The organism is Spirillospora sp. NPDC052269, assembly GCF_040679435.1.
Lineage (GTDB): Bacteria > Actinomycetota > Actinomycetes > Streptosporangiales > Streptosporangiaceae > Spirillospora.
The window spans coordinates 144,631-162,206 of the sequence record NZ_JBFAUU010000018.1 but is presented as its reverse complement, the minus strand read 5'-3'; the positions used below and the strand labels follow the sequence as shown (position 1 = coordinate 162,206).

Here is a 17,576-nt window from a genome sequence, read left to right as displayed (position 1 = left end):
ACCTGTACGACCGCAGTCGCGCCACCCCCTTCCAGGCCCTGGCCTGGAATGCCGCCTGGTGGCGGCACTACGGCCGTCCGGGGCGGCTGCGCCTCGTCGCCGTCTGGCGGGACGACCGGCTGATCGCGCTGGCGCCGCTGATGATGCGATGGCGCCACGGACACCGCGTCCTCGTGCCGCTGGCCGCCGCGCAGAGCGACCACACCGACGTGCTCGTCGACATCGCGCACGCGGACATGGCGCTCGAACACCTGGTGGAGGCGCTGCTGGACGAGCCGGGCTGGGGCGTCCTGGACTTCCCCGAGGTGATGCCGAACGGCTCGGTGGGCCTGCTGGCCGAGCACTGGACGCGTCCGGGCCGCCGCGTGCCGTCCTCGGTGTGCCTGCGGCTTCCCGCGTGCGAGCCCGCGGAGTTCTGCGCGCGCTTCCCGGGCCGGACGGCGGGCAAGGTCCGTGCGAGGCTCCGGAGGATCGAGGCGCTGGGACTGGACGTCCGGCAGGCCGGCGCCGCCGAGGCCCGGCGGGCGGTCGGGGAGATGCTGCGGCTGCACCGGCGGCAGTGGCAGGGGCGCGGGATCAACCCCGAGCACCTGCGGCCGCGCTTCGCGGCGATGCTCGGGGACGCTGCGGCCGCGCTTCGCGGCGATGCTCGGGGACGCTGCGGCCGCGATGATCGCGTCCGGGCAGGCGGCGCTCACCGAGTACCGGTGGGACGGGCGGCTGGTCGCGTCCGACCTCGCGGTGATCGGCCCCGACTGGGTCGGCGCCTACCTGTACGGCGCCGAACCCGACCTCCGGACCGGCATGGACGTGGCGTTGATGCTGCTCGGCAACGACCTGCGGCTGGCGTGCCGGGGCGGCCTGCCGTTTCTGAGCCTGCTGCGCGGCCAGGAGGACTACAAGCTCAAGTGGCGGCCGGACCTGATCCGGAACGAGCGGATCGTCCTGTGCCGTTCGGCCCGGTCGGCCGGCTACCTGGGCTTCGTCGCCGGCCGCACGGGGCTGACGCGGTTGAGTCGGATCGCGCGAACGCGTGGGCGGCACGCGGGCGGCCTCTCATGACCGATGAAACCGCTCCCGCAGTCGAGGTCGGCCCCCAGGACCGTCCGCTGCGGGTGCTGCACGTCTCTCAACCGACGACGGGCGGGGTCGCCGGCTACGTCGTTCAGACCGTCGCCGCGCAGCGTCGGCGCGGGTGGGAGGTCTTCGTGGCCTGCCCGCAGGACGGCAGGCTCTCGCAGGAGTTGCTGGTCGAAGGCGTCCCGCACCATCCGTGGGAGGCCGGTCGCGTGCCCGGACCGAGCACGCTGGACGAGGCGCGCAGGCTGCGCCGCGTCATCGCCGCCGTGCGCCCGGACGTGGTCCATCTGCACTCGTCCAAGGCGGGACTGGTCGGGCGGCTGCCGGGCGTCGCGACGCGACGTCCCGTGATCTTCCAGCCGCACGGCTGGTCGTGGCTGTCCGGCGGAGGAGTCCTCGGCCGCGCGAGCGCGTGGTGGGAGCGGAGGGCGGCGCACCGCGCGGACGCGATCGTCTGCGTCGGCGAGGGCGAGCGTCGGCAGGGAACCGGGAAGGGGATCCGGGAGCGCCTGTGGACGATCCGCAACGGCGTTGATCTCACCCGCTTTCCCCCCGCTGACCAGCGCGAACGTGAGCTGGCTCGGGAACGGCTCCGGCTTCCCCGGCAGGCCCCGCTCGTGGTGTGCCTCGGCCGCGTCACCCGCCAGAAGGGCCAGGACATCCTCCTGGACGCTTGGGATCAGGTGGTCCGGGCCTGCCCGGACGCCGAGCTCGCGATCGTCGGATCGGGCGACACCCTGGACGAGCTGCGGCGGCGCGGCGGCGACCGGGTGCGGTTCGTCCCGGAGGCCGTCTGCCCGCGCGACTGGCTCGCGGCGGCGCACGTGGTCGCGCTGCCGTCCCGCTGGGAGGGGCTTCCGCTGGTCGCGCTGGAGGCGCTGGCGGTCGGCCGCAGTGTCGTCGCGTCGCGGATCCCGGGGCTCGCCGAGGTCGTCACATCCGATGTCGGGGCACTGGTGACCTGTGGAGACCCGGACGAGCTGGCTCAAGCCATCGCGGTGCGGCTCCGGGATCCCGGTCTGGCGGCGTCCGAGGCGGAGGCGGCCGGTGTCCGCGTCCGCGACTTCGACATGGCCGAGACGCAGCGCCGGCTCTGCGCCCTCACCCTGGCCGTGGCCATGGGCACCGCCGACGCACCGGCGCTGAACAGCCCCGTCCCGGTCAGCTAGCGATGCTTGGCCGGGGCGGGCGGCGACGTGACGCCGTGGCCGCCGAACAGCCTCCGGTACTCGGCGGACGCGCGCGGGTTCTCCTGGCAGCCCCACACCCCGTGCGGGCAGTAGTCGGTGATGGTCTGATAGGCCACCGAATGAGTGGAGATCCAGTCGTACATGCTCTTCACGAAGCCGGGGTCATCGGAATTGCGGAACATCCCCCATTCCGGAAAGGACATCGGCTTGTTGTGCTCGGTGGCGAAGCGCGCCTGCTCGCCCAGTCCGTAGGGCTCCTGGACGAACTGGGTGAAGTGCGCCCCCTCGGGCTGGTCGTAATTGTCCGACCCGATGATGTCGACGACGTCGTCACCCGGATAGCAGTGCGGCCACGGAATGGCGTCGAGGCCGCGCGAGACGGTGAAGTCGAAGCGGAACCTCGTGCCCGGGACCGCGCGCATCGCCGTGACGATCCGCCGCCAGTAGGCGATCCATTTCGCCGGGTTCGGCCCGCATCGGCTGGTGTAGGTGGCGCCGTTCATCTCCCAGCCGGGCACGATGACCGCGTCGCGCGCGCCACCGGCGGCGAGCCGCTTCGCCAGCTCCTTGAAGTGCTGGTCGTCGGCGCCCCCGGCGCCGTTCCCGAGCATCGCCGAGACGGAGCCGTCGTCCACGCCGTCCTCGTTGTTCGGCAGCATGGGCATGTTCAGGACCAGGAGTTTTCGGGGATTCTCGCGCTTCCAGGCCAGCCAGGGCGAAAGGATCGCGGGCGCGCCCTCGATGTCGCGCCAGCTGTTGCCGGGCAGGTAGGTGTGACCGACGTCCACCGGCGAGCCGAGCCAGCTCTGGAACCGGCCGACGGCCTCGACGCCCTCGCTCCCCGATCCCAGGAACGCCCCGAGCGGGACGGTGTGCCGCGCCGGGCCGAAGGACGGCGCCGCCGTCCTGTGAGGGGTGCCGGCGCCGAACGCGATAAAGGCGGGGATCGAGGCCAGTGAGAGGGCTCCGAGAATCTTGGGGGACCTCGGCTTCGATAGGGCGAAACGCGGGCGGTCTGCGCGTGCGGGGGCGGTCCTCATGCGTAAAATATGCCCGACGACTTTGGGTGAAGAACCGCGGGTCTCGCCGGATGAAGAACTCTTTACCCAACCTCGAATCGGGGTGAATCTTGGCGGAAGCGGCTAATCGGCCCACGCTGTCCCATTCCCATGCGCCTGCCCATGCGCCTTCCCGTGTGCCCGAATTCGACACCGGGCTTCCGGTGCTGCTCTTCCGCACCAACCATTATCCGCTGCACCACGGCACGCTGGCGGCCGTCCGGTCCCTCGGACGCGCCGGGATCGAGGTCCACGCGCTGCTGGAGGGGCGCGCCAGCCCCGTGCGCCGGTCCCGCTACCTGTGGTGCTCCCACGAGTTCGGCCCGCGCCCGACCGACGCGTCCGGGCTGCTCGGCCATCTCGCCCTGGTCGCCGACCGCATCGGACGGGCCCCGCTCCTGATCCCGCTGGACGACGCCGCCGCGCTCTTCTCGGCCGAGCACCGCACCGTCCTCGCGAGCCGTTTCCGGCTTCCCGGGATGAGCCGCGCGCCCGCCGAGGTCGCGGACAAGTCCGCGCTGCTGGAATGCTGCCGCCGCGCCGGCATCCCCGTCCCGCCCAGTCACGTGCCGACCGGGTCGCACGTCTCCGAGGCCGACCTGGAAGCGCTCGGATTTCCGATGATCGGCAAGTGGGCCCGCCCGTGGATGCTCCCGCGCGGCTCCCGCAGCACCGTCATGGTGCGCGGCCTCCGCGAGGCACGCGCGCTGTTCAACCTCTCCTCCGCCCGTGACCATCGCGGCGCGGGCCCGGTCATCTTCCAGCAAGTCGTCGGCGACACCCGGCACGACTGGTTCTTCCAGGGCTACTTCGACGACGAGTCGAACCTGGTCTTCGGCGGCGTCGGGCGGAAGCGGCTCGCCCACCCCCGCCGGACGGGCGCGACCGTCGTGGGGGAGTGGCTGCCCAACCCGCGCCTGGAAGACCACGTCCGCTCGCTCGCCAAGCGGCTCGGCTACACCGGTCCCGCCGACCTCGACTTCCGGTACGACCAGCGGAACGACACCTACAGCCTGCTCGACTACAACCCGCGGCTCGGCGCCCAGTTCCGGCTGTTCACCGGTGGCGATGGGACCGACCTCGTCCGCGTCATGCACCTGCTGGCCTCCGGACGCCCCGTCCCGCCGGTCCGCCCGGTATTCGGCCGGAAGATCCTCGTCGAGAACCACTTCCTGCCGCTGATGGCCACGAACCGGCCCCACGGGTTCGCCGCCCTGCGCGGGAGTGAACTGGCCTGGCTCGCGGTGGACGACCTCGCCCCGATGACGACGCTCTTCCGGCAGAGCGTGCGCGTCATCGCGCGCAAGACCGTCCGGCGGGCTCCGTCCGCCAAGCACCTCGGCCGGCACCGCGCCCGCCCCTCGTCCGGGGAGAAGGCCTCGTCCGAGTCGTCCGCCAAGCCGGACAAGGGCCGTCGCCACCAAGGAACGCCGTCCCAGTGAACGGAGTCCAGGACGTGTCCACCTCCAGCGCGGAGACCGTCGTCGTCGGCGCCGGCCCCTACGGCCTCTCCGTGGCGGCGCATCTGCGCGGCGCGGGCATGGACTGCCGGATCATCGGCACGCCCATGCACTTCTGGAACACCACCATGCCCGAGGAGATGTTCCTGAAGTCCGAGCCGTTCGCGTCCAGCCTCAGCTCGCCGGACGCCGGGACGCGCTTCCTCGACTTCCGTCCCGGGTGGCGCCCCGGGCAGCCCATTCCCCTCGACACGTTCACCTCGTACGGCGAGTGGTTCACCCGCGAGACCGGGCTGCCGGCCGAGCCGACGGTCGTCGCCGACGTCAGCCGCACCGGCGACCGGTTCGAGGTCGCCCTGGAGACGGGGGAGGTGGTCTCCGCGGCGAACGTCGTCCTGGCCGTCGGGGTCGGCGGGTTCGCCGACATGCCGCCCGAGCTGCGGAACCTGCCCGGCGAGGTGTGCGGCCACAGCAGCGGGCACCGCGACCTGGCGGTCTTCAAGGGACGGAGGGTCGCGGTCGTCGGCGCGGGCCAGTCGGCGCTGGAGACCGCGGTGCTGCTCGCCGAGCACGGCGCGGAGCCCCACCTGATCACCCGCACCACGAGGCTGCGGTGGAACGCGACGCCCCGCGACGGCGGGTCACCGCTGACGCGCCTGCTGCGCGGCCCGCGGTCGGGACTCGGACGCGGCTGGCGCACGTGGGTGTGGTCCGAGCGTCCGCAGTACACGCGGCTGCTCTCGGACGCGGCCCGCGCCAGGATCGTCAGGAACACGCTCGGCCCCGCCGGGGCGTGGTGGCTGCGCGACCGCTTCGAGGGGGGCGTCGCGGTGCGGCCGGGGCAGCGGCTCTCCGGGGCCGACGTCGTCGGCGGACGGGTGACGCTCTCCACCGTCGACCACACCGGGATGCCCTGGATCCTCAACGTCGACCACGTCCTGGCCGCCACGGGCTTCAGCCCGGACGTCGACCGGGTCGGGATCCTCTCGCCCGGGCTCCGCCGCGAGATCGCCCGCATCGGCCGTTCGCCCAGGCTGGACGCGGGGTTCGAGTCGTCCGTCCCCGGGCTGTTCTTCACCGGCCTCGCCGCCGCGGCGAGCTTCGGGCCCGTCATGCGGTTCGTCCACGGCACCGACTTCTGCGCGCGCGCCATCACCCGGCGACTCCGCCTCACGCGAGACTGACCCGTCCGGGGAGACCGGAGCGCCCTCACCGCCGGGTACTGACCGCCGGGCCCCCGGTTCAGTGCTTCACGCGCCGGACCCAGCGCAGCGCGTCGCGGTCCCAGCGGGCGTCGGTCCTGAGGCGGTCGAGGTCCGGGACGGCGCCGGGCGTGCCCGCGGGCACCTGGATCCAGCCCTGCCCCTGGTAGTCCCAGCCGCGTTCGGGGCCCGGGCCGTCCCAGCAGGCCCACCAGCCGAACTCGGCGGCCTCGGCCTCGCCGGGCCACCGCCCCGTCCACAGGTCCCGGCCGCAGGCGTGGTCCAGCTCGAGGTCGGCACGGTGCTGGCTTCCGCAGGTGAGCCGCCGTCCGCCGTGGTAGAGGCAGCGGGCGATCGCGCAACCGTCGGCGTGCGGCCGTGCGACGGCGGCCCCGCAGTCCGGGCAGTAGGGGTCCAGCGAGCTCACATGTCCTCCTCGGGCGGGAGACGCGAAACACCGGCGCCGGGCGCGTGCGGGCGCCGGGCTCCCGGCGCGCGCACGCGGCGTACACCGAATACTGGCCTGCGTCGCGGCCGCCACGCCCGAACCCGGCCGCCGGAAGAGGACGCCTTGGACGAGATCTATCCGCGCTGGTAGGTAGCCCTTTCCCCAGCGCAAGCAGGGTCTCGCGCTCCGGTCAGTTGCCAGGGACGGGCAACAGGTCGGCGTGCGTGACGGTGAAGCCGCCCTTGGTCACGGGGGCGAACGGCGCGGGCGCCATCGCCGTGCCGACCGGGGTCTCGTCGTCCCAGTACCCGTCGGCGTCCTTCGACTGGTTCACGAACTCCCAGGAGTAGCCGAGGCGGTCGCGGGAGCGGCCGGGCGCGTCCTTGCCCGCGTCGTACACGCTGAAGCCGAGCCGCTTGCCGACCCAGTCCGGGCCGCCAGGGCTGGTCCAGCTGATGATCGCCGTGAGCGACGCGTACCCCGGCGCGGTCACGAGCGAGTCGACGGTGCCCGTGGCCTTGAAGGTGACCTTCTGGCCGTTGCGGACGGTCGAGTGCGAGATCGTCACCGTGCCGGTGGCGTCGTTCGGCGAGCCCGGCAGGCCCGGGCGCCCGTCCCGGCCGGGGAGCGGACGGGTGTAGGGCGCGGCGTGCGCGTCGATCGTGAACGCGCGGACGTCGTCGTCGGCCTGGTAGGTGCGGCGGATCTCCGCCGCCCCGACCACGCTCGCCGCCTTGGCCCCGGGGTGCGCGGACGACTCGCGGGGAGCGGCGGCGGACGCCGTGGTGGCGACGACGGCGGTGCTCGTCGCGGCGGCGGCGAGGGCGAGCACGGCGATCTTCCTGACGTTCATCGGGTGGTCCGTCCTGTCGGCGATCTTGAACGGGAACCACCTTGCCGACCTGGGCCGGGCCGCCGACTCCCCCGCCTGGGTGGATCAGTGCGGGGCCGGTCCCCCGGACGGGTGAGCCGTCGTCACGGCGCGGACGGGTGAGCCGTCGTCATGGCGGCGATGATGAGGATCGCCGCCTCGAACACCTCGTACGCGGGCGCGATGGGGCCCGCCTCCCAGACGAACCCGCACGAGGTGTCCTCGGTCGCGTCGGTGCAGCAACTCCCCGTCCCGACCGCCAGGACGCCGGGGGGCTGGGCCGGGGGCTCGCACCACACGGTCTGCCTCATCCGGACGGCCTCGGCGCGGCAGACGCTGAGGAACGGCGGCCCGTCGTCCGGGACCTGGAGGCTGCACCGAAGCCCCGACAGCTTCAGGACGACGACCTGTAGTTCCTCGAGGTGGCGGGTGCCTCCCAGGGGCGTCGGCTCGTCGGTCCCCGGTCCCAGGCGGAGCCGGGGCAGGTCGGGAGCGACGGTCCGCGGCGACCATCCGACGCCGCTCGACACCGGGTCCGCGGCGAACGCCGGACGATGGAACCAGTCGGAAATCCAAGACATGGATCGGCCCCCCGGACGACCTGACGCTGTGGTTCGCCCATGCCGGAGAAGGCGCTGGGCGCTGACGGTGAATTTCGCGAACTGGGTGCGAAGTCCGGAACCGGGGAAGTGAGGGGCCGCGTCCGCCGCATCGGCGGAACGCGGTCTCGGTCCGTTCTCGAGGATCGTTTTCGGAGGCCGGCCGGATCGGGGCGCCCCGGACGCCGGCGGATATCGGATCGAGCGGAATTCCGCGTGCTGACGTGGACCGTGTGCCACCCACCCCCCTGTGGGACGGCACCTGCCTCCGCATCGTATGCGACCGGTCTCCGGTGCGAGCGGGAATCGGAAAACGGAAGGGCGCTGACCTGTCCTATTCGTTCTCGGAGGTGGGGCCGCCGGGTCCGGGTCCGCGCCGAAATCGTCCGGATATCGAGGCGATTCCGCCGGCCGTGGTGGTGGCGATGACGGCGAGCCAGCGCTCGATCGGAGTCGGGGGCGGGACGGGGATGAGATACCAGAGGGCGAGCGCGAGAAGAGCGGCGAGCAGCCCGCCGAGGGCTCCTTCGCCGATGGCGCCCCAAAGCGTCCTGCCTTGGTCGCCTCCGCCCGGCTCTTCGGGCCGGCCCATGGGTTGACTCATCCTCGCCTTGCCCAGGGGGAGTCCGAGTGCGTGGTGATGGCTGAGGGCGAATGAAACGGGCGCTTCCGAACGAGAGGGACATCAGGGTGGACGGCTCGGTGCGCGCCTCACAAGAACGCGGTTCTGTTGGATCCGGTGTGGAAGGAACGGGTTTCGTCGAAGGAACAGGTGTCGGACAAATCGGATGTCATAGAGACGGCAAGGGTGCGGAGGAGACCTGGGCGGCCCCGTCCGCACCCTCGTCTCGAACGGTCCGGCTAGTGGTTGACCTCGGCCTTGCCCTTCACCAAGGTCCCGCCGTTGACGCAGTCACCGTGCTCGTCCTCGATGCCGAGAAGGTTGTGGATGGCGGCGCCGAGGCCGACGATGTCGACGCTGCGGCAGGTCTGGATGCCGATGATCTGCAGGTTGCGCGGCGGCGTAGGCTTGTCGCCCGCCATGGCGGGCGCGGACATGAGGGTCATCAAACCCACGCTGCCGAGGAGGGTCATAGCAGCCTGTCGCTTGCGCATGAAGTGCTCCAATTCAACTGTCGTTGCGTTGCCGCGGACGCGAAGCGCGCCACGGCATCCGACCATCGCACCTCACAGCCTCACCGGCGGGCCGGAGGGACAAACGCGTTTTGCGAAACCGTTGCCCGTTGCGGGAACGTTCATCAGGTGGCTCGGGAATTTCCGGCGGCAGGGCAAAAGTCGCGACTGCTGGACCGGTCGTTCGTGCGCGGCCGGGTAAGCCCGTGTGTTGATCAGGTCGATGTGCTTTCCAAGGGCTCGTACATTCGGTTCATATCAACCGGAAACGGCATTCGGTGGGACGGTGTCCGCCGCTTCACCAATGCGGCGTGTTGCCGGTCCTGTGGACGCTCCGAGTGGCACACTGACTTGCCACGGCCGCGAGTTCCGGTGCCACGGCGCTCGGGCCGACAAGTGAAGGTGCGAAAGCGGGGTTCCGGTCGCCGGATTCCTCCGAATGTGCGGCCATGAGCGCATGCTCGACCCCGGCCCGCCCTCGCACGAATTCGCGCACAGTCGTACCCGGCCACCCCGAAACCGACAGGCGGCCGTCGATCACGAAAGCCCGGATCCCCGCTTCCGCCGGGCATGGGCGACGCGTTCCGCCGAACCTCCGAAGGAGAACATCATGCGCAACCGAGCCAAGAACGTGAGCCGTGCCGCGCTCGTCGCGGCCGGCCTGACCGCCGTCGGCATGGGGCTGCTCAGCGGCTCCGCCTTCGCCGAAACCGCCCCCCGCGCCGCGGGCCCCCAGCCGGTCGGCCAGCGGGGCGTCGGCGGCCGGCCGAACGGCGGCGCCGAGGCCAAGGCGGACGAGATGCCGGAGGTGGCGAAGAACATTCGCAGTCTGATCCGCAGCGTCGGCATCCCGGTCCCGGGCTCCGATGCGGGCCCGAACGACCCGCAGGTTCCGCCGAAGCTGGTCGACGGTCTGCCGCTCAGCCTCGCCGGCAAGGCGATCCCGGGCTTCTCGTGATGTGAGCGGGCCGGACGCCTGAGAGCGCGCCGGTCCTGCTCCCGCCCGCGACAGCGCACCCCCGGCCGGACTCCGATCTCCCTCGAGTCCGGCACGGCGGTGCGCTGTCGCCGTGATCAGGGCCGTCCGGCCGTGGGGTTCGCCTCGGGGCGGCGGTTTCAGCAATCAGCACCGCCAGGAGGAGTACGTGCAGCTCAGACAGCTTCTCGCCGCCGCGGCCACCGGTGTCCTCGGCGGGGCCTGCCTCGCCGTGCCCGCGCACGCCGAGCGGACTCCCGCCCACGCCCGGCACGGTCACCGGAAGGCGCGTCCCGGACGGGGCCGGGGCCGCGTCGAACTGATCATCCCGAGGCTGCGCTTCGACGACGCGGTCAGCGACGGCATCTCGGAGGCGGACCTCAAGCACGGCGTCGGCCACTATCCGGGCACGGCCTTCCCCGGGCAGGTGGGCAACGCCGTCTACCTCGGGCACCGGACGACCGGGCGGGCCCCCTTCGACGACCTGCAGAGGCTGAGGACCGGTGACCGGGTGGTCCTGGTCTCCGGCCGCAGGGAGTACGTCTACCGGGTGGCCGGATCGAAGATCATCCTGCCGACCGACAGCAAGGTGCTCGCGCCCGTGCCCATGAGGCCGGGTCGTCCGGCGACGGAACGCTGGGCGACGCTCATCACCTGCTATCCGCGCGGGCTCGACAGCCACCGGTTCGTGGTCTTCACGCACTTCGTCCATAAGCGGCGGGCGCGGCACGCGGCGGTGCACGCCCACGGACATCCGTCGAACGGCGGCGTCATCGTGCACAAGACGCCCGCACAGCCGCATGTGCCGCCGACGCCGAAGGCGCCTTCGCGGCCGCATGCGCTGCCGCGTCCGACGGCTCCCTCGCAGCCGCAGGTCGTGCCGCGTCCGGCCCTTCCTCCGCAGCCGCAGGTGTTGCCGCAGCCGACGGTTGCCGCACAGCCGCAGCCGACGGTTCCCGCACAGCCGCAGCCGACGGTTCCTTCGCAGGGGCAGGTGGTTCCGACGCAGGGGATGCCCTTGCAGCCGCGGATGGCGCCCTTCGACTATCCGGAAAGAGGAGACAGCCATGACTTCGACGAGTAGGACCATGCTCGTGCTCAAGGGCGCGCTGGTGCTCGGCTGCGCCGCGGGCGGGCTGAGCGCCGCCGGGGCGGCCTCGGCGTCGATCGGGAACTTCACGTACCGCGAGGGGTTGAGGAAACAGCGCCTGCATGACGCGCCGGACGGGCCCTGCCACTCCCTGAGGGCCGTCGGGACGGGCTTCAAGAACAACACCGGGACGACCGTGGAGCTGTACCGGCGCAAGGGCTGCCACGGCAACCACCAGTACATGGAGCCGCACGCGGGGAGGGACGCGGCGCCCACCTACGCGTGGAGCTTCCGCTTCATGCCCTAGCCGGCCGTTCGCGGGTGGCCGTTCCGCGAGGGTGGCCGGGCTCGGCCACCCTCGCCATGCGGCCGGAACCGGACGGGGCCGGAGGGAGCGCGGCCGGGGGCGGGGCGCGGGCCGGGTGAGTGGGGGACGTGCCGATTCGCCCGTGTCCGGCGCACGTGACCCCGGTGAGACCGTTCCACTACGGTTGCGGCACGATATCCACCAAAATGACACCGCCCGCCGGGCGCCGGGTGACGGCTGACATCGCCGTTGACCATGGTCGGCGGGAGGAGTAGTTTCGCGGCGCGGAACTCGTGCCTGGCCATGAGCAACCGGAGGACCCGCCCAGATGGACCGTGCGGCAGGGCCAACCGGGGGATACGCCAAGGACGCCGAACGGGCGGCGGCCGAGGCGTTCGTGGTCGTGGAACCGATGGGTCCCGGCCGCACCCGGCGGGGCGCCGACATCGTGGGGATGTCGGGCCTGCTCAGCGAGGCGCGGGAGCATCTGGGCCGCGACGACGGGACGGTCGTGCTGACCGGTCCGCCCGGCATCGGCAAGTCGACGCTGCTCGAGCGGCTCGCGGGAGAGCATCCCGGCCACACCGTGCTGCGCTGCGCGCCCGCCGAGTCCGAGAGCCAGCTGCCGTTCCTCGGGCTGATCGACCTGCTGTCCACGACCGGCGACGACGTGCTCGACCTGCTGCCGGGGCACCAGCGGGCCGTCCTGCGGTCGGCGCTGCTGCGCGGCGGGGACCCGCCGCCCGAGCGCGGCCCGCTGCCGCTGCGGCTGGCCGTCCTGGACCTGTTCCGGGTGCTGTGCGCGCGGTCGCCGGTGCTGCTGGTGATCGACGACGCGCAGTGGCTGGACGGCCCGAGCGTCGAGCTGCTGGCGTTCGTGGCGCGCCGCGCGGCCGGGCTGCCGCTGCGCGCCCTGGTGGCCGTCCGGGTGGATCAGCGCGGGCGGTACGACGCGAGCTTCTGCCCGGGACCCGTGCACGCGATCAACGTTCCGGGCCTGACCGTGGCCGAGGTGTCGCAGCTGCTCGGCGATCGGTGGCCGCGCCCGGTCGCGACGCGCGTGCACGAGGTCAGCGGCGGCAACCCGTTCTTCGCGCTCGAGCTCGGGCGCGCCCTGGCGGAGTCGCCGCCGGAGTCGACCGACGACGACCTTCCGCTTCCGGACAGCCTGCGCGACCTCATGCTCGACCGGCTCGGCACGCTGTCGGAGGACGCCCGCCGGACGCTGCTGACCGCGAGCGCCGCGGCCCGTCCGACGCTGCGCCTGCTGCGCGCGGCCGGACGGGACGGAGCGGACGAGGACGTCGCGGCGGCCGTCCGGGACGGGATCGTGGAGATCGGGTCGGGCGAGGTCGTCCGGTTCACGCATCCGCTGCTCGCGGCCGTCGTGTACGCCGAGGCCGAGCCGGGGGAGCGGCACGCCGCGCACGCCGCGCTCGCCGAGGCGGTGACCGACCCGGTCGAGCGCGCCCGGCACCGCGCGCTCATCGCGCCCGGCCCGGACGCCGAGCTGGCGGAGGCGCTGGACGAGGCGGCGGTCGCGGCGCGGCGGCGCGGCGCCCCGGCGGAGGCGTGCCGGCTCGGCCGCCTCGCCGCCGAGCACACCCCGCGGGACGACACCGGCGGGTTCGTGAACCGGCTGCTCACCGCGTCCGAGGACGCGATCGCCGCCGGGGACCTGCCCGAGGCCCGGCGGATCGCGCACGAGGCCCTGGCCGTAGCGTCCGAGCCGGCGCCCCGCGTGCGCGGCTGGCTCGCGGTGATCGACTCGGCGGGGCAGGCGCTCGCCGAGTTCGGCGACATCTTCCCGCGCGCGCTCGCGGACGCCGGGGACGATCCGGCCCTGCTCGCTCCACTGCACTACCGGCTCGCGTGGCGGGCGTGGCTCGTCGAGGGTTCGGCGTTCGAGGCGCATGAGCACGCGGCGCGTTCGGCTGAGCTGGCCGCGCGCGCAGGAGACAGGCGTACCGAGATCCTCGCGTTGGCCAAGCAGGCGCACCTGGCGTTCTTCCTAGGGCGTCCGGACGCGGAGAGGACGCTCGCGCGCGCGTTGTCGTCGCCCCAGGACCCGCGCGTCATGGTGGACCACAACGGTCCCGCCTTCCAGCGCTACCGGCACCACCTGCTCGCCGACCGGCTGGAGGAGGCGCGGGCCGAGCTGCGGTCGCTCATCTACCTCGTCCGGCGGCGCGGCGCGGTCGAGAGCCTGTGCCACTGCCTGCACAACCTGGCGCGCGTGGAGGTCCACCGCGGACGGTGCGACCGGGCGCTGGACGTGGCGCGGCAGAGCCTGCGGCTGGCCGAGGACAGCGACCTGAGCCAGGGCCCGTCGTGGTTCTCGCTCGCGCTCGCCGAGGCGGCCGGCGGCGACGCCGACCGGGCGGTGGACGCGGCGCGCCGGGCCGAGCAGCACAGCGCCGACGACGGCGACCTGCTGTTCCTGCCGCAGGCGTGGTTCGTCGCCGGGCACATCCACCTGATGGCCGGGCGCAACGAGGCCGCGGCGGCGCTGCTCCGGCGCGTCCGGCGGTCGGAGGAGGCGCAGGGGCTCGGCGACCCGGCGATGCGGCGCTGGCACGGCGACCTCGCGGAGGCGCTCGCGCTGTCGGGGAGCCTGGACGAGGCGGCCGAGCTGATCGAGGAGACGCGCGCCCGCGCGACCCGGCTGGAGCGCCGCGTCATGGTCGCGGTGATGGACCGGGCCGCAGCGCTGGTCGCGGCCGGACACGGCGACCAGGCCACGGCGACCGCGCTCGCGCGGCGGTCGGCGACGGCGCTGGCGGAGCTGCCGTTCCGGCTGGAGGAGGGCCGGTCCTGGCTGGTGCTGGGCAGGTTGCGGCTCGGGCAGAACGACGCGCCCGGGGCGCGGTCGGCCCTGCGCGAGGCGCGCCGTGTCTTCGCGCACGCGCATGCGCGCCCGTGGCTCGCGCTGGTCACCGCTGAGCTCGACCGCGTCCGGGACCTGGACCGTGCGGCTCAGGCGCCGTCCGCGCCGTCCGCCGCGCTGGGGGTGCTCAGCGCGATGGAGGCGAAGGTCGCCGGGCTCGTCGCGGAGGGCGCGACCAACCGCGAGATCGCGTCGCGCCTGTTCATCAGCGTCAAGACGGTCGAGGCCGCGCTGACGCGGACGTACCGCAAGCTCGGCGTCCGGTCGCGCGTGGACCTCGCACGCCTCGCCTCGTCTCCGCACCGTCCTCCTCAGGATCCCCCGCCGAGCGGCGTCTAGGAACCCTGCGCCGACCCTGCGCGCCCCTTCCCTGATCGCGCACGCCCTTGTGCGGGCCCCGGCGCGGCTCCACACCGGTTCGGGTCGTCGTCCGGGCGTGATTTCGGTGCGCGGAATTCCTCCTCACGCCGGGTCGAGACCGCGCTCACGGCGCGTGGAAAAAGCCGATGTCGGACGTCATGTGGGCGTCGTGTCCGGTTCATGTGCTTGTACGTAGGGATATCCCTAACGTTCCGTCTTCGGTCTTCCTTGGGCGAGTTAACGCGCTGAAACTCACGTTGATCTGAGATGCGGCGAATTTCCCCGCTATGCCGCGAAAGGAGTCGCCAGTCCGAACTCGCCGCCCTCGTCCCCGTTCTGTCCGGCCCGCCGTCCCCGCGGCGGGCCCCTGCCCCCCACGAGGCGAGAGGGAACCGATCCACATGACCCCACGTAGAATCGTGACGGTGTCGAGCGCGGCCGTGATCGCCGCGGCCGGCCTCGTCGCCCTCCCCCCAGCGGCCCAGGCCGGGCCCAAACCGAAACCCGGTATGCCGGCCGGGCCCTCGTCCTTCACCAAGGACGACTTCACGGTCAATCCCTCCGGCGACACCCGCAAGGCCGCGATCAAGAACGCCGAGAAGGCGCTCGCGTCGCACGCCGGCCAGGCGCACGCCAAGGCGGGCCACGCGTTCGTGCCGCGCACGGTCGTCGTCGACAAGAACGGCGCGGCCGACGTCCACTTCGACCGGACCTACAAGGGACTGCCGGTCTACGGCGGCGACCTGGTCGTCCACCTGAAGCCGGGCGGCTCGTACAAGGAGATCGACACCAACACCCGTGAGACGCCGACCGTGCCGACCGCGCCGTTCATCAGCGCGAAGCAGGCGCAGGCGACGTCGCGCGGCCAGGTGCACGGCAAGGTGAGCTCCGCCGCCGCGCCGCACCTGGCGATCTGGAACTCCGGCCGGTCGTCCCAGCTGGTGTGGGAGACCGTCGTCCGGGGCGTCCGGACCGACCAGACGCCGACCGTCCTGCACGTCCTGGTGGACGCGCACAAGGGCAAGGTCGTCACCAAGCGGGACGAGGTCAGCTCGTTCCTCTCGCCGGCCCAGGCGGCCAAGCTGGCCAAGACCCAGAAGGCCAAGGCCAACGACAACATCCTCACCGCCGGGACCGGGAACTCGATCTACAGCGGTTCGGTGTCGATCGACCTGACGCAGTCGGGCAGCACGTGGTCGATGAAGGACCCGTCGCACGGCAACGGGTACACCACGAACCTGAACCACGCCACGAGCGGCACCGGGACGACCTTCAGCAACTCGACCGGGACGTTCGGCAACGGCACCAACAGCGACGCCGCGTCCGCGGGCGTCGACGCGCACTACGGCGCGGCCGAGACGTTCGACTACTACAAGAACGTCCACGGCCGGAACGGCATCTTCGGCGACGGCAACGGCGTCCCCTCGCGCACCCACTACGGCAACGCCTATGTGAACGCGTTCTGGGACGGCAGCCAGATGACCTACGGCGACGGCTCGGGCAACGCCAAGCCGCTCGTCGAGATCGACGTGGCCGGCCACGAGATGAGCCACGGTGTCAGCGGCGCCCTCACCAACTGGGACGAGACCGGCGAGACCGGCGGCATGAACGAGGGCACCAGCGACATCTTCGGCACGATGGTGGAGTTCTACGCCAACAACGCCGTGGACCGCCCTGACTACACGCTGGGCGAGCTCATCGACATCAATGGAAACGGCACGCCGCTCCGCTACATGTACAACCCGTCGCTGGACGGCGCGTCGCCGAACTGCTACACGAGCAGCAACGGCAGTCTCGACCCGCACTACTCGCTGGGCCCGCTGAACCACTGGTTCTTCCTGCTCGCGGTCGGCTCCGGCGACCACGGCTACGGCAACAGCCCGACGTGCAACAGCTCCACCGTCACGGGTCTGGGCAACAACAAGGCCGAGAAGATCTGGTACAAGGCCCTCGCGTCCTATGCCAACAGCTCCGAGAACTACTCGCAGGCCCGCATCGACTCGCTGAAGGCCGCCGCGGACCTGTACGGCACGCACTGCACCGAGTACAACACCGTGAACTCCGCGTGGGCGGCGGTCAGCGTCACCGGCACCGACCCGGTTCCCGGAACGTGCCCCGGCCAGCCCGGCTCGCCGCAGGTGACCAACCCCGGCAACCAGACCGGCACCGTCGGGACGGCCGCCAGCCTGCAGATCCAGGCGACCGACCCGAACAACACGACCCTGACCTACAGCGCCACGGGCCTGCCCGCAGGCCTGTCGATCAACGCCTCCTCCGGCCTGATCTCCGGCACCCCGACCACCGCGGGCTCCTCCTCGGTGACCGTGACCGCCAAGAACACCGCCGGGAACACCGGAACGGCCACGTTCACCTGGACGATCAACGGGCCCGGCGGCGGGTGCTCCAGCCCCGGCAACAAGGTGACCAACGGCGGGTTCGAGTCCGGGACCGCGCCGTGGACCACCACCTCGGGCGTCGTGTCGGCCAACGGCAGCGGTGAGACCTCGCACAGCGGGTCCTACTTCGCCTGGATGGACGGCTACGGCACCACCCACACCGACACCGCGTCCCAGTCGGTGACCATCCCGGCGGGCTGCAAGGCCTCGCTGACCTACTACCTGCACATCGACACCAGTGAGAGCGGCAGCACCGCGTACGACAAGCTCACGGTCAAGGCGGGCTCCACGACGCTGAAGACCTACAGCAACGTCAACGCGGCCAGCGGCTACTCGCTGCAGACCGTCGACCTGTCCTCCTTCGCCGGCCAGACGGTGACCCTCTCCTTCAGCGGCACCGAGGACGTGTCCCTGCAGACCAGCTTCGTCGTCGACGACGTGGCGGTCACCACCTCCTGACGTCGCCGGGCGCCGGCCACCGTTCCCCCCGTGGCGGCCGGCGCCCCCCGACGGAGCCG

The 17,576-nt window shown here is 72.4% G+C and carries 15 protein-coding genes; 9 read left to right on the top strand and 6 right to left on the bottom strand.

Features of this window, described 5'->3' with window-relative positions:
* The first annotated feature begins 453 nt into the window (after positions 1 to 453).
* Both AB0L06_RS33580 and AB0L06_RS33575 read left to right on the top strand, forming a co-directional pair.
* The gene (locus tag AB0L06_RS33580) at positions 454 to 1,062 is read left to right on the top strand and encodes a GNAT family N-acetyltransferase (RefSeq protein ID WP_500235177.1); all 609 of its coding nucleotides are present in this window, start codon (positions 454 to 456) and stop codon (positions 1,060 to 1,062) included.
* Positions 1,059 to 2,249, top strand: a complete 1,191-nt coding sequence (locus AB0L06_RS33575; protein ID WP_500235176.1) for a glycosyltransferase — start codon at positions 1,059 to 1,061, stop codon at positions 2,247 to 2,249. Before AB0L06_RS33580 ends, AB0L06_RS33575 begins: the two co-directional genes overlap by 4 nt.
* Here the strand turns inward: AB0L06_RS33575 and AB0L06_RS33570 are convergent.
* Positions 2,246 to 3,310 carry a glycoside hydrolase family 26 protein gene (locus tag AB0L06_RS33570; protein ID WP_500235175.1) on the bottom strand — a complete coding sequence of 355 codons (1,065 nt, stop codon included), beginning with the start codon at positions 3,308 to 3,310 and terminating at the stop codon, positions 2,246 to 2,248. The two genes, AB0L06_RS33575 and AB0L06_RS33570, sit on opposite strands and share 4 nt — an antisense overlap.
* 155 nt (positions 3,311 to 3,465) lie before the next feature.
* Here AB0L06_RS33570 and AB0L06_RS33565 point away from each other — a divergent pair, with 155 nt between their 5' ends.
* Positions 3,466 to 4,770 (top strand): carboxylate--amine ligase, encoded by a 1,305-nt coding sequence (locus AB0L06_RS33565; protein WP_500235174.1) that lies wholly within the window; start codon positions 3,466 to 3,468, stop codon positions 4,768 to 4,770.
* The gene (locus tag AB0L06_RS33560; protein WP_500235173.1) at positions 4,767 to 5,972 is read left to right on the top strand and encodes an NAD(P)-binding domain-containing protein; all 1,206 of its coding nucleotides are present in this window, start codon (positions 4,767 to 4,769) and stop codon (positions 5,970 to 5,972) included. Before AB0L06_RS33565 ends, AB0L06_RS33560 begins: the two co-directional genes overlap by 4 nt.
* 58 nt (positions 5,973 to 6,030) lie before the next feature.
* Here the strand turns inward: AB0L06_RS33560 and AB0L06_RS33555 are convergent, their stop codons facing one another.
* The 5 genes from AB0L06_RS33555 to AB0L06_RS33535 form a co-directional block, all read right to left on the bottom strand.
* Positions 6,031 to 6,417: a hypothetical protein gene (locus AB0L06_RS33555; protein ID WP_500235172.1), complete on the bottom strand. Its 387-nt coding sequence runs from the start codon at positions 6,415 to 6,417 to the stop codon at positions 6,031 to 6,033.
* 211 nt (positions 6,418 to 6,628) lie between these two features.
* On the bottom strand, positions 6,629 to 7,291 hold the full coding sequence (locus AB0L06_RS33550) for a hypothetical protein (protein WP_500235171.1): 663 nt from the start codon (positions 7,289 to 7,291) through the stop codon (positions 6,629 to 6,631).
* 122 nt (positions 7,292 to 7,413) lie between these two features.
* Positions 7,414 to 7,890 (bottom strand): hypothetical protein, encoded by a 477-nt coding sequence (locus AB0L06_RS33545; protein ID WP_500235170.1) that lies wholly within the window; start codon positions 7,888 to 7,890, stop codon positions 7,414 to 7,416.
* Between the two features lie 352 nt (positions 7,891 to 8,242).
* On the bottom strand, positions 8,243 to 8,500 hold the full coding sequence (locus AB0L06_RS33540; protein WP_500235169.1) for a hypothetical protein: 258 nt from the start codon (positions 8,498 to 8,500) through the stop codon (positions 8,243 to 8,245).
* A gap of 269 nt (positions 8,501 to 8,769) precedes the next feature.
* Positions 8,770 to 9,024, bottom strand: coding sequence for a hypothetical protein (locus AB0L06_RS33535; protein WP_500235168.1), 255 nt, complete (start codon positions 9,022 to 9,024; stop codon positions 8,770 to 8,772).
* A gap of 628 nt (positions 9,025 to 9,652) precedes the next feature.
* Between AB0L06_RS33535 and AB0L06_RS33530 the strand changes: the two genes are divergently transcribed.
* The 5 genes from AB0L06_RS33530 to AB0L06_RS33510 all read left to right on the top strand — a co-directional run bounded on the left by AB0L06_RS33530 (position 9,653) and on the right by AB0L06_RS33510 (position 17,517).
* Positions 9,653 to 10,000, top strand: coding sequence for a hypothetical protein (locus tag AB0L06_RS33530; protein WP_500235167.1), 348 nt, complete (start codon positions 9,653 to 9,655; stop codon positions 9,998 to 10,000).
* A gap of 187 nt (positions 10,001 to 10,187) precedes the next feature.
* Positions 10,188 to 11,102 carry a class E sortase gene (locus AB0L06_RS33525; protein WP_500235166.1) on the top strand — a complete coding sequence of 305 codons (915 nt, stop codon included), beginning with the start codon at positions 10,188 to 10,190 and terminating at the stop codon, positions 11,100 to 11,102.
* Complete coding sequence (locus tag AB0L06_RS33520) at positions 11,086 to 11,415, top strand: hypothetical protein (RefSeq protein WP_500235165.1); 330 nt, start codon at positions 11,086 to 11,088, stop codon at positions 11,413 to 11,415. The genes AB0L06_RS33525 and AB0L06_RS33520 overlap by 17 nt, the downstream gene beginning before the upstream one ends.
* 328 nt (positions 11,416 to 11,743) lie before the next feature.
* The gene (locus AB0L06_RS33515) at positions 11,744 to 14,641 is read left to right on the top strand and encodes a helix-turn-helix transcriptional regulator (RefSeq protein ID WP_500235164.1); all 2,898 of its coding nucleotides are present in this window, start codon (positions 11,744 to 11,746) and stop codon (positions 14,639 to 14,641) included.
* 446 nt (positions 14,642 to 15,087) lie between these two features.
* Entirely contained in the window at positions 15,088 to 17,517 is a 2,430-nt protein-coding gene (locus AB0L06_RS33510) for a M4 family metallopeptidase (RefSeq protein ID WP_500235163.1), read from the top strand.
* Positions 17,518 to 17,576: the final 59 nt, after the last annotated feature.